This window comes from Brevundimonas mediterranea, from assembly GCF_014196125.1.
Lineage (GTDB): Bacteria > Pseudomonadota > Alphaproteobacteria > Caulobacterales > Caulobacteraceae > Brevundimonas > Brevundimonas mediterranea.
Window position 1 is genome coordinate 371,696 of record NZ_JACIDA010000003.1, and the last position, 12,098, is coordinate 383,793.

Here is a 12,098-nt window from a genome sequence, read left to right on the forward strand (position 1 = left end):
CGCGCAGGGCTCAAGCAGGGCCGGACGCCGGGTCCGGCCGAGGATCAGATTCTGGGAGGCCGCTCAGGACCGTCAGGCCGCCCAAGCGGTGAGGCGACGCTGTCGCTCCAGGCGTGGGGCTGGCCGAAGACCGCAATGAAACGCGGCGTGGCCATGTCGTTGGACACGGCCGAATGCGGCGCGTGGCAGCAGCCGTTGGCGCACGCAGGCCCGCAGTCGGGGCACTGGCGATCGCCGGCGCCGTCGGCCAGAGATGCGGCTTCGACGGATGCAGGTTGGAGCGCGCAGGCGTGGGTTTCGAAAGCGGGCACGGCAAAGGCCAGCGTCAGCAGCAGGACGCTGACGAAGCCAAATCGACTGACCATGACCCGCAGAGGTGTGAGCATTGACGTGTTCTTATCACCGATCATCAGCAAAGTCGTCGCCGCCTTGCGCCGGTCGGATATCGCTGCCGCTGAAGGCCCACTTCTTCGGCTAGCGCCCGCCGTCTGACGTTGGACCGTCACAAGCGGCTGGTAAGAGCGAGAGCTTCTGGAAAGCTTCTGGAAGATGGGGCGTTTCAGTGCTCGGCAGGCGCGACGGATGGACCACGACCGCCGCCTATGGTGCGGCTCACTACGGCAAGAGCCTGTTCTGGTACGGCGGCGAGATCCTGTTCGCCTTTTTCCTGACCGAGGTGGCGGGCCTGCCCCCCATCCATATGGCCGGCGTCCTGGCGGCCGGCTTTCTTGTCAGCGCAGCCTTTGACTTTCAGGCGGGCCGTCTCTTGCTTCGCCGGCCGGCGGGCATGAGGCGCGCAGCCGGCCTGCAAGCCCTGGGCGCGATCTTCAGCGGCGTCGCCCTGGTGGGCGTGGTCGCCACCGCCCTGCTTCCGGAACCGATGCGCGTCGCCTGGGCCCTGGCGACCGGCGTCCTGTTTCGCCTCGCCTTCGCCGTCTACGACGTCTCTCAGAACTCCCTGATGGCCAATGCGACCTTGGAAGCCGAGGCGCGGTCGCGGGTGGCGGTCACGCGTATTTTCGCCAGCGGCCTGGGAAATCTCAGCGTCGCCGCCGTCGTCGGTCCCTTGATCGCCGCCGAGCGGCGCGGCGGCGGGGGCGTCATGCTCATCGGCCTGTCGCTGCTCGCCGCCCTGGTCGCCGTAACGACGGCGGTTCTGCTGAACTGGCGCCTGCGGCGCTCGGCGGATACAGCCGTTCTGGACGTGCCGGTCCCGTTGAAAGGATCGGGCCTCGGTCTGGCGGCCTTATGGCCCCTGTTCGCCATGATGGTCCTGATGATGTCGGGCCCCTCTCTGTTTCAGAAGCTGGAGCCCTATTTCGCGACCCGAGCCTTCGTCTCATCGACGACGGGCGGCGCCCTGATCGCCGCCGCCGCCGCGGGCGTCTGCTGCGGCCAGCCGCTCTGGCTCGCGTTATTTCCTCCGGCGCGCCGTGTCGCCCTGTTCATGGTTTCGGCTCTGCTGCAGGCCGCCGGGGCCGTCGTCTTCGTTCTGGCGCCGTTCGACGCGCCGATCGCCTTCATCGTCGGCGCCTGGCTGTTCGGCCTGGGCAACGGCGGTTTGGGGATGGCGAAGTGGGCCAGTTTCAGCGACCTGGCGTCTCGTCTTCCGGCCGACCGCCAAGGCCTGGCTTTCGCCGTTTTCAGCGCCTTGGCGAAGATCACTCTGGCGCTGGGGGTGCTGATCGTCGCCGTTGTAATCCATCCGGATGCGACAGCGGAACGGCTGCGCGGCTTCATGGCCGCCGGCCCCGTCCTGACGTCAATCGGAATGATCATCCTGGCGCAACGGGCCACACGCCGTCCGGATCGAAGCGCGGCCGTCGTCCACGCCTGAACGCCCACATCAGGTCTGACGCCCTGGTTCCCGACGAGCCACGGCCAGCCCCGCATGGAATAGGACTGTTGGCGGTCGCCAGTCCGTTCGATGTTCATAAAGGCGAAGGTCGCACGTGTTTAGAAGCGAGTTCTGAAGCGAGATCGCCCCCCTATGAGCAAGCCTGTGACGCTCCGATTGCTGGACACGACCGTGGATGCAGGCCCGGGCCTGCGCTCGCGTATTGTCGAGCGGCCGGGCATGGGTCTGGCGGAGGCCGATCTCGTCGCCCTGGTCGAGGACGTGAGATCCATCGCCAGCAGCGTGCTGGATGATCGCGACCTGACCTATGGAATATTCTCCGGCGATCCAGAGACGCTGTCTCGGACAGTGCTGACCGTGGTCTATGAGAAGCGAGGCGGACGCCCGGTCGCGTTCAACGCCCTGGCCATTCTGGACGCCGACCTGGGCGGGCGGTCAGTCGAGATCCTGCACCTGGGCCTGGTCATGGTGCGCCCGGATGTGCGTGGAAAAGGCCTGTCCGCCACGCTTTATGGGCTGACCTGCGTCCTGCTGTTCGTGCGCCGACAGTGCCGAGCCGTCTGGGTGTCCAGCGTGACCCAGGTGCCGGCCGTCGTCGGCATGGTCGCCGAGACCTTTTCCGACGTCTATCCCGGCAGGCCGGTCGCTCGACGCTCTTTCCAGCACGAGAGACTGGCCCAGCAGATCATGGGCCGCTGGCGTCACGCCTTCGGGGTCGGTGACGAGGCCGGGTTCGACGCGGATCGGTTCGTGATCACCGACGCCTACACCGGTGGTTCGGACGAGCTGAAGAAGACCTTGGAGACCGCCGCCAAACATCGCGACGCGATCTACAACGACCTCTGCGCCGCAGAACTGGACTACGGCCGGGGCGACGACCTGCTTCAGATCGGTCAGATCGATATGCGCGCCGCCAGCCGTTATCTCGCCAAGGTGGCCTCGCCTGACACCGTTCCCGGCCTGCTCGGTCGATTCGCTCTGCTGACGATCCAGGCCGCCCTACTGCCGCTGGTGCACTGGCTCGACCACACTCAACCCTGGGGAAGTTTGCGCGCATGGAAGACGTGACAGCCTTCGACTACGCCGAGTTCACCACCCGCAATCTGGGCTTCGTCACCGAAGCGGAACAGGCCGCCCTACGAGAGGGCGCCGTGTTCGTCGCGGGCGTCGGCGGCATGGGGGGCGCCTGTTTCCTGGCCCTGGTCCGCGCGGGCGTCGGACGGTTCGCCGTCTGCGACATCGACGTCTTCGAAACCTCCAACATGAACCGTCAGGTCTTCGCCTTCACCGACACCGTCGGGCAGGACAAGGCCGAGGTCGCCTGCGCGGCGGCGCGGCGCATCAACCCCGAGGTCGAGATCGAGCGCCTGGGCGCAGAGTGGGTCGATCAGGTCGCGGACCTGGCGGCGCGCTATCCGGTGATCGTCAACGGCACCGACGACATCGCCGCCGGCATTGCCCTGTATCGCGCGGCCAAGGCTGCGGGCGCGACCGTGATCGACGCCTACGCCTCTCCCTTGCCCTCGGTGATCGTGGTGCTCCCTTCCGACCCGCGTCCGGAGGAACGTCTGAAATATCCAACGCGCGGCAAGGCGCTGGACGCGATCCAACCCGACGATCTGCGAGCGAGCTTCATGAAGGAGCTTGAATACGTCATGGTCCATTCGTCGTCGGCCCGTCACGTCGATCTCGGCGCTGCAGCCGCCCTCGCCGCCGGTACGGCCAAGCGAATGTCTTTCGCGCCGATGGTGATCTCGACCGGCTGCCTGATGGCCTATGAGGCGCTATGGCTGCTGATGGGTCGCCGATCCCGGACCGATTGCCGAGGCTGGTTCCTCAATGCGCTCGCGGGCAGGACCGAACGGCCGCTGTGGGCGCCCGTCGCGGCCATGAAGGGCATGGTCGTGCGGGCCTTCATGACCCGGCTGCTGAAGGGCGCCGCATGATCCGCGTCGAAACCCAGGCCCTGCTCGACGGCTTCGCGGCGGCGGGACTCGCGGCCTATGTCGCAGCCCTGCTCGTGCGCCGCGCCGGCGGTCCTTTGACGCCGCGGCTGGTGTTCCTGTTCGGGGTCATGTCGGTGTTCTACGGCGTCCGAAGCTTGGCCGTCCGGACGGGGCTGCCGATCTTTGAAGGCGCGACATACGCCGCCATATCGCTCGCCCCCCTTGCGGCTCTGCTGCTGGCCGAAGGGCTTCTTCGACGCCATGCGCCGCGTGCGATGAAGATCGCCATCTTCGTGGCGTCCGCCTTGGGTTTGGGTTTCGCCCTCTTCACGACCAGCCATGTCGCCTTCGGCTCCCGCATCGCGCTGGCCGTCATCATCCTTTCTTCGCTGGTCGCCATACTGATCTTGCTATGGGCCCGGGACAGCAAGACCCTGTCGCGGGCGGAGAACGCCGCTGTTCGCCGCCTCGGCGTCGGCCTGGCCATCGTCATTCCGCTGATCGGCACGGACTTTTCCGAACTGGTGGCCTCGCCCATCGGTTTCAGCCCCATCGCCGCCCTCGTGATCGTCCTGCTGGCCCTGTCGAACGGGGTCAGCGATGCGCGTGACGTCTGGATCGACGCCGCCGTGATCGTGGCGACGACCCTGGCCCTGACCTGCGGCGTGATCGAACAGCTTCATGTCGACTCCCTCGATGACCGGGTTCGTCTCTTCGCCCTGGTGGGCGCGGCGCTGATCACCATGACCCTGGTGGTCCGTATCCAGCCGTTCGGCGCCGCCGGTCGGCGCACCAGTCTGCGTCAGCGCATGGCCTCGGCGAACATCCAATCCCTCGACGGTTTCCTGGGCGACCTGACGAAGGAGCCGATGCTGAAGGACTTGGCGGTGCTGTCCGAACACGATCTTGCCGATTATCGCCCCGCAGCGATGGCGCAGACACTGGATCGTCAGCCTCTGTGGAGCGCCGCCTCCCTGCAGGCCGGTGTGGGGACGATCGATGAGGCCGAACGCGAGCCGCTGCTGGATCTTCTGGCGCGATCGGACGCCACCCACGTCGGGCTTCTGAGCCGGTCGCCGGTTCGGATCGGTCTGGTCCGGTTGCCGGATCTTCTGCGCAACACCGAAGCCGAGATCGATCTCGGCCTCGCCTTCCGAATGGCGCGGCTGACGACGGAGAGGCGTCCATGACCGCCTCAACCGTGACCCTTCGCGAGGGCGATCTGGATGGCTTCTTCCGGGTTCCGTTCGAGATCTATCCTCCCGACAGCCCCTATGTGACGCCTATGCGCGCGGATCTGGAGCGATATCTAGATTCGGCTCGCAACCCGCTGATGCGCGACGACGACGGCCGCCTGACCTTCTTCACCGCCTGGCGTGACAGCCGTCCGGTGGGGCGATTGACAGCCCACACCCATCCGTCCTCGAACGCGCGTCACGGCACGAAACGCTGTCAGTTCGGCTATTTCGACTGCGAGGATAGTCTCGAAACCGCGCGGTGTCTGTTTGATGCGGCCGAGACCTTCGCCCGAAGCCAGGGCTGCGATGAACTGGTCGGCGCCTTCAATCTGACGGCCATGCAACAAGCGGGAATCCTGACCGAGGGTTTCGATAACCAGCCCTATACCGACATGATCTGGGGCGCTCCGCATCTACCGCGCCTGCTGGAGGCGTGCGGCTATGCGCCCGTGTTTCCGATGTCGACTTTCGAGTTCGATGTCGGGCCGGAGACCGCCGATGCCCTGCTGGGCGACAAGCAGCGCGCGGTGCTGTCGGATCCCGACTGGAGCTGGAAGCCCATCAGCCGCAGCGACTTCAAGGCCCGGTTCGATGAGGCCCGACAATGCCTCAACGACGGCTTCAACGACAACCCGATGTTCGTGCCCCTGACACCGGCCGAGTTCGACTTCCAAGCTGGCGAGATGATGTGGATCGTGGATCCCCGCATCGCCTGCGTCGTCCACTACAAGGGCGAGCCTGCGGGGGTGGTGATCTGCATCCCGGATCTGAACCCGTTCCAGAAGGCGACGCGGGGTCGGATGGGGCCGTTCACCTTGATCCATTTCATGCGCGAGCGGCTGAGGCGACGACGCGCGGTCATCATCTTCTATTCAGTCAAGCGCGCCCTGCATGGTCAGGGTTTGAACGGCGCCATGCTGCACCGGGTGATCAAGGCCCTGTTTGCAGGCGGCTACAGGCGATGCGGCGTGACCTGGATTGCCGACGAGAACACCGCCTCGCTCCGCCAGATGGAAAAGCTGGGCGCGCGACGGCTGCAGCGACTGGAGTTGTTCAGGAAAGGCCTGGGATGACGCTGGATGCAGAGACGTTCCGGGCGCTGGTGACCGAGGCTTCCCTTTCTCCCAGCGTCCACAATACTCAACCGACGCGATGGCGGCTGGGGCCGGACGGCCGGGTCCAGGTGCTTGAGGACGAAAGCCGCAGGCTGCCCGTCGGCGATCCCGAAGGCCGCGACCTGAACGTCAGCCATGGCTCGGCGGTGGAGGGATTCTGTCTCGCCGCCGGGCGGCGCGGCCTAGTCGTCGATGTCGGGCATGACGGCGTCCACGTCGCGGAGTTGACTGTCCGGCTTGGCGGGGTTTCCGATCCGCTGGCGGCGTTCCTGACGCAGCGGCGCACTTATCGTGGGAAGTTCGAAGGCGGCGCTGTCGCCCACGCCGCGATGGCGCGATTCGAGCAGAGCGAGGACCTGATCGTCGCTCAAGACCCAGACCACGTCGCCGAACTGGCGCGCCTCTATGACGAGGCCGGCCTGCGCTGGTTCCGCAATGTCCCCTATCGGGCGGAACTGGTGTCGTGGATGCGGCTGTCGCGACGTCATCCTTCCTGGTCGCTCGATGGACTGAACGCCGAGGCCATGGAAATGTCCGGCATCGAGGCTACTGGGGCCGGACTCGTGCTGAGGCCTGGCGTGTTCGAGACTCTGGACCGGATCGGGCTGGCGGGCGCCCTGGTCGCCGAAGCGGCGGTGGTGCGGAGCGCCTCTGCCGTCGCCCTGTTTCATCGGCCCGCGAACGAGGCGCCGTTCGACACAGGGCGACGGTTTCATCGCGTCTGGCTCAGCTTCACCCAGGCCGGACTGTCGGCCGCACCGATGGCGGTTCTGGCGGACGATACAAAGGCGCGCGAAAGCCTGCAGGCGGATTTCGGCATCGGCGGCGAGCGTCGCCTGATCACCGCCTTCCGGCTGGGGGTCGCGCCGGCTCGCGACCTGGCGGCCAAGCCCCGCCTTGGACTGGATGCCCTGATCGTCTGAGCTAGAGGCCCTTTAGATATTCGATCAGGTCTTGGCGCTCCGCGACCGTCAGGCCTTCGACCTGGGTTTCATGACCGCGATTGGATCGGCCGGGCATGCGGGTGTCGAACAGGGCTGGCTGCGACCACGGCTGGTAGCCTGCAGGATAGGCGCGGACCCCGCCTTGCTCCTGTCCGGCGATGCCTACGGCCTCGAAGTCCAGCCGATGACCGCCCACGAGGAACCGTTCGGAGCGAGGTTCCAGCAACAGGAACTGCGCCAAGGTGGGGACAGAGCCATTGTGCATATAGGGTGCGGTCGCCCATATGCCGGAAAGGAGCGTGGCGGCGTATTCGCCGGTCGGCCTTGCGTCCATGACCTCACCATAACCTCCCGTGGAGGCATAGCGCGTGAGATCGGTCGTGAAGGCGGCCGCACGTGCCGCGTCGGAACCCACCTTGCCGTGCCAGTTCGGAAAATGTGTAAGACGCGGGCTTTCCACCGGCCCCGAATAGGCGCCGTGGCAGGAGGAACAAGCACGCGCATAGACCACCGCCCCCCTGGCTGCGCCAGCGCGATCGATCAAACCTGGAAATGCCTGTGGTCGCCGCGTCTCCAGCCACATGAAGGCGCGCTCCGCTTTCGGAATCTCGCGATGGGCCGCTCGCGGTGCCTGCCCCATGCTGGGCACGGTGAAGAAACTGGTGATGGCCGCAAGCCGGTCCCGATGCGCCGGCGTCAGATCCTTGCGCCCCATCGGCCGCCAGCGCGGCCGCCCCTGAGGCGCATAGGCTCCGTCATAGAGCAACGCCGAGCGGAAACTCCGGTCCGCGAGGTCCGGGATCGAGGTGAAACCTGCCTCGACCTCATGGGATGGCGCGTGGCCCTGCAGCTTGAGCGCAGCCACCCCATTCGTCAGACCCGGCGAGCCGTTGACGAACGGGAGGGGACTGCCGCCCTCCTTCACGGTCGCCAGTCGATGGCGGGCCAGCGGGACGACCGCCCAGCGCAGGCTGGCCATCTCCCACGTATCGGTCTCGGGAAAGAGCGTCCTAACCGCCCTGAGAAGCTCGGCGTCATCGCCCGTCCGGCGTTTGAGGGCTGAGGTCACGGCCCGGGTGTAGGCTTCCAGATCCAGACTGGTGTTCGGCGCGCCCAGCCAAGCGATCGCCGGTCGCGGCGAACCGTCGGCGGCATAGGCAGGCCCGGCATGGCATGAAGCACACCCCAGATTGGCGACCGTCACCTTTACGGGCGGCAGGCCCGGCGTGACTTCACCGACGCTGATTCCCAGCGGATGATCGCGGCTGGGCATGATCGGCGCATCAGCGCCGTCGATCCGGTCCGGCCAAAGAAAGCCGAACGTCTGAAGCCGCCCCCTGAGGTGCGCCTGACTGACGTCTCCGCCCTCAGGATCGTCCAGCACCAAGGCCGCCGCGACCAATTTCCACGGCACCGCCACCGTATTCAACGACCTGAAGTTCACGGCCCCGAAATCGTCCAGAGCGAAGATCTCAGCCCCGCTGACCGGCGCCCTCTCGAGCGGCGCGGACGCCGCCAGAAGCAGAAGGCACAGGCTCAGACCGATACGCGCCTTCATGCTTGAGCCCCCTTGCTGAGAAAGCGGTCAACCGCAGTTGCAAACACCTCGGGCTGTTCCCAATGCGGATAATGACCGCAATGGTCGATCAGAAGCCGCTCCGAGAGGGGCAACAGCATCGCGGCGCGCTCGCTCTGGCGCGTCGGGAATACACGATCCTGGCGTCCCCAGACGACGAGGGCCGGACGGGCGAACCGGCGGGCCAGCCGTTCAAAACTGTCGCGCTCCCGTACCCCAAGCAAGCCCACCCCCGTCTGAAGCGTCCGCACGAACGATAGATCACTCCCGCGCACGCGGGCATACTGATTGGTTTGCTCGATCAACTCACGCGTTACCTTGCGCCTGTCGTGGATCGCAAGACGCAGGGTGAGCGCATTGTTGGCGGGGGTCGGCCGGCCCAACCAGTCGCCGACGACCGGCAAGGCCGGAAATCGCATCACCGGATGAGTCTCACGCCCGAAACCGCCGGGCGCGGCCAGCACGGCCCTGTCGATCCGCTCCAGGTTCTCGTCGGAAAAGCGCACGATCACGCTGGCTCCGAGGGAACTGCCCACGAGGTGCGCACGGCCTATTTGGAGCGTATCGAGCAAGGCCTTCAGTTGTTCGACGAAGAACGCCGAATCATAAGCCGCGACAGGCCGGTCCGCCTGACCGAACCCCGGCAGATCGAAGGCGATCACGCGGAAGCGTTCCGTCAACCGAGGCAGGACCCGGCTCCAGATCTCGATCGCGTTGGCGAGGCCGTGGATCAGCACCAGGGTCGGCTTGTCGCCGCGCGTGTCGAGCACCCGCGTCTTCAGGCCATTGGCGAGCTTGATCATATTCGGCGTCACCACCCCCTTCTAGCTCACCGATGCTGATGGAATGTGAAGCCCGCGCCTCCCAACGCCGGTTGCCAACGCCCCAGCTGTTCCAGTCCGGAACACGTAGGGACAACCGTGAGTGCTTGCGCTGAAGCTGAATGCCATCTCATATATCAAGACTATCGGAGGGGAGTCTGATGAGACATTTCTGGACGCGTTCACGCTGCATCGCCTTTCTTGTACTGGCCTTCGCTACTCCGGCGGCCGCTCAAACGCTCGCTCTGCAAGCGCAGCCGGAACAGGTCGAGCAGGCGCTCGGCATCGACTTCCGACAGGTCTTCTGCACCTTGGGCGGGGTCGCAATCGAGGCCGTGACGGGTCCCCAATCCGCCGCAACGGTGACCGCGATGGCGAGGAGCGCCGGCCTCTGCCCGGCGGCGTCGGCGCCGACCGGCGGAACAGCTCCCTTCCCCGCCCAGGCTGGGGTGGACGCCGCCAAGCCCGGCCTCCAGTTCAAGATCCTCAAGGTCTCCGGGACCGGCGCGCAGACGACGGTGACGGCCGCCACACCCGACACCCAGTACGCCCAGAACGAAGGCGTCATCCTTTTCATGGCCTATAACGCTCCGGGCTATCTGCAGATCTGGTCGATCGACGACACCTCGGAGACCCTGCTAGAGGGCGTTCTCCTCAGCGGCTCGACAGCCAGCGCCCTGACCCTTCCCGAAAAGGCCCGGAACGGCTTCTATCGATTCACCACCAGCGGCGGCACGGACACGCTTCGGCTCAGGTTCCTCCCCTGCCGTCACAGTTCCAATCAGGCGCTGGAGTTCACCTCCAATGCATATGTCGCCGCACAGGTTGCGGCGCAGACGCCGCCGGCGGTCGTATCCATGACCAGCAGCCTGCCCACCTGCCCATTCCCGAGTGGGACCTTCAATCCGGCCGCCGAGAATGACGGGCTGTTCCGCAGGCCCCAGGTCCAGCTCGCACCGGTCAATGCGTCCACGGGCGCCCAGGCGGCGGTGCTGACCACCGGCGGGGTCGACAATGCGACCTCGTTGGTCGTCGACGTCAAACTCCTCCGGCGCTGAGCTGATGCGTCTGACCCTGGCGTCTGCGGCTAGTTTCTGGACGTTGGCATCCGCTGCCTTGGCTCAGGCAGATCCACAAGGTCTCGCCGTGCAAGGGCCGGCGATGACGCCACAGGTGGCCTTGCCGAACAGCCCCCTTATCCTCGGCGTTCAGATGCAGTCCGAGGAAATCCCCGCCTATCAGGGCACGTGGTTCGCGGAGGCCGGCCAGCCCGTCGGCTATCTTGAGGTCATCGCGCGGGGACCGCTCACAATGGGCCCGCAGACCATCCCCTGCACGGCCTGGCTGGTGGGACCTGATGTGATCATGACCGCCTGGCACTGCCTTCCCGGCCTTCCACGCGCGACGCGGGAAGCCGGGTTCAGATACGTCTCGGCCACAATCACCTTTCAGTTCGACGAGATCGGCGCCACAGGCACCCGGTACACGGTCGGGCAGGTGCTCGAAGCCAACCCGGACCTCGACTACACTCTGGCGCGACTGCTCCCGATCGCGGCGAACGCCCCCGCGCCGGGCGAGCGACTTGGGGTCATCCGGGTGGCGCGGGGTGGGGGCGCGACGCCGGGGACGCCTCTGTTCATGATCCACCACGCCTACGGTCACTCCAAACTGTTACTGAAGGACGCGTCCTGCCGGGTGTTCGACCAGCCCTCCGGTCTCGACATCTATCTCTACCACCGCTGCGATACGCGCGGCGGCAGCTCCGGCGCGCCCGTCTTGTTGTACGGCGAGGCTGAGGGTGAGGCCGCAGGCGTCCGCAACTTCATTGCCGTGGGTTTGCACTCGTCCGGGACGCCTGGCGGTCTCGCCAATCCAAACGACGTTAATATCGCCGTCTCCCTGTCCGCCATCATCGAAGCCAGCGCCTATCTCTCAGCGGTGGCCTGCGAGCCCGATGCGTATCGACCGTATTGCAAGGACATCAAGTCCGTCGCGCCGGCGCCCAACCTTGTCTTCTTCGACTGGGACCGGACCGACCTCACTGCCGAGGCGCAGCTACTGGTCAGGGCCCTGGCGGATCGGATCAAGGCGGATCCGACGGTGACGCGGGTCTTGATCGTCGGTCATGGAGACCCGCGAGACGGGACCGCTTCCTATACGCTGGGCGTGTCGAACCGCCGTGCGCGCACCGTCGCGGACGCGCTTGTGGCAATGGGTGTGAATGGCGCGCTCGTCTCGCTTGAAGGGAAGGGCGTGACCCAACCGATGGTCGCCGGGCTCTTGACGCCCGATCCCCTTAATCGGCGCGCCGAGATTGTCCTCGAGAGACGCCCCCCGCCTGCACCGGTCTCTTTCTGAGCTTTACGGCGATCGATCACCCGGATTTAGCCAAAAAACTCCTGGTAGAGCCTCGCTCGAACCCCCAACTCATCGTCGGGGACATCCTCGCAGGCGGATTTCACCCAGCAAAAAGCCGCCGAGCGTTATGCTCAGCGGCCTTTTTGTTTGGGTGCGGGAGTAGGATTTGAACCTACGACCTTCAGGTTATGAGCCTGACGAGCTACCGGGCTGCTCCATCCCGCGGCAAGCGGTAGTCGAGA

Annotated in this window: 11 protein-coding genes and 1 tRNA gene; 8 read left to right on the forward strand and 4 right to left on the reverse strand. The window is 66.0% G+C overall.

Translation table 11 applies throughout. The annotated features are described in order from the left end of the window. Window positions 1-44: 44 nt before the first annotated feature. Window positions 45-410: a hypothetical protein gene (locus GGR11_RS15515; protein WP_221205341.1), complete on the reverse strand. Its 366-nt coding sequence runs from the start codon at window positions 408-410 to the stop codon at window positions 45-47. Between the two features lie 152 nt (window positions 411-562). Here GGR11_RS15515 and GGR11_RS15520 point away from each other — a divergent pair, with 152 nt between their 5' ends. The 6 genes from GGR11_RS15520 (at window position 563) to GGR11_RS15545 (ending at window position 7,080) form a co-directional block, all read left to right on the forward strand. After that, window positions 563-1,837 (forward strand): MFS transporter, encoded by a 1,275-nt coding sequence (locus GGR11_RS15520; protein ID WP_183198452.1) that lies wholly within the window; start codon window positions 563-565, stop codon window positions 1,835-1,837. A 153-nt stretch (window positions 1,838-1,990) separates the two neighbouring features. Beyond that, window positions 1,991-2,926: a hypothetical protein gene (locus tag GGR11_RS15525; RefSeq protein ID WP_183198454.1), complete on the forward strand. Its 936-nt coding sequence runs from the start codon at window positions 1,991-1,993 to the stop codon at window positions 2,924-2,926. After that, window positions 2,914-3,804, forward strand: coding sequence for a HesA/MoeB/ThiF family protein (locus tag GGR11_RS15530; RefSeq protein WP_183198457.1), 891 nt, complete (start codon window positions 2,914-2,916; stop codon window positions 3,802-3,804). Before GGR11_RS15525 ends, GGR11_RS15530 begins: the two co-directional genes overlap by 13 nt. Continuing rightward, window positions 3,801-4,994 (forward strand): hypothetical protein, encoded by a 1,194-nt coding sequence (locus GGR11_RS15535; protein ID WP_183198459.1) that lies wholly within the window; start codon window positions 3,801-3,803, stop codon window positions 4,992-4,994. The genes GGR11_RS15530 and GGR11_RS15535 overlap by 4 nt, the downstream gene beginning before the upstream one ends. Next, a complete protein-coding gene (locus GGR11_RS15540) occupies window positions 4,991-6,115 on the forward strand; it encodes a GNAT family N-acetyltransferase (RefSeq protein ID WP_183198462.1) in 1,125 nt (374 codons plus the stop codon). Before GGR11_RS15535 ends, GGR11_RS15540 begins: the two co-directional genes overlap by 4 nt. Then, complete coding sequence (locus GGR11_RS15545; protein ID WP_183198464.1) at window positions 6,112-7,080, forward strand: nitroreductase family protein; 969 nt, start codon at window positions 6,112-6,114, stop codon at window positions 7,078-7,080. Before GGR11_RS15540 ends, GGR11_RS15545 begins: the two co-directional genes overlap by 4 nt. 1 nt (window position 7,081) lies before the next feature. Here the strand turns inward: GGR11_RS15545 and GGR11_RS15550 are convergent, their stop codons facing one another. Both GGR11_RS15550 and GGR11_RS15555 read right to left on the reverse strand, forming a co-directional pair. Then, window positions 7,082-8,659: a c-type cytochrome gene (locus GGR11_RS15550; protein ID WP_183198466.1), complete on the reverse strand. Its 1,578-nt coding sequence runs from the start codon at window positions 8,657-8,659 to the stop codon at window positions 7,082-7,084. Next, window positions 8,656-9,480, reverse strand: coding sequence for an alpha/beta fold hydrolase (locus tag GGR11_RS15555; RefSeq protein WP_183198468.1), 825 nt, complete (start codon window positions 9,478-9,480; stop codon window positions 8,656-8,658). Before GGR11_RS15555 ends, GGR11_RS15550 begins: the two co-directional genes overlap by 4 nt. Before the next feature lie 179 nt (window positions 9,481-9,659). On the opposite strand from GGR11_RS15555, the gene GGR11_RS15560 reads away from it, so the two are divergent. After that, on the forward strand, window positions 9,660-10,556 hold the full coding sequence (locus GGR11_RS15560) for a hypothetical protein (protein WP_183198469.1): 897 nt from the start codon (window positions 9,660-9,662) through the stop codon (window positions 10,554-10,556). 4 nt (window positions 10,557-10,560) lie between these two features. Continuing rightward, window positions 10,561-11,856 (forward strand): trypsin-like peptidase domain-containing protein, encoded by a 1,296-nt coding sequence (locus GGR11_RS15565; RefSeq protein WP_183198471.1) that lies wholly within the window; start codon window positions 10,561-10,563, stop codon window positions 11,854-11,856. 148 nt (window positions 11,857-12,004) lie between these two features. Here GGR11_RS15565 and GGR11_RS15570 read toward each other — a convergent pair. Continuing rightward, a tRNA-Met gene (locus GGR11_RS15570) sits at window positions 12,005-12,081 on the reverse strand. Window positions 12,082-12,098: the final 17 nt, after the last annotated feature.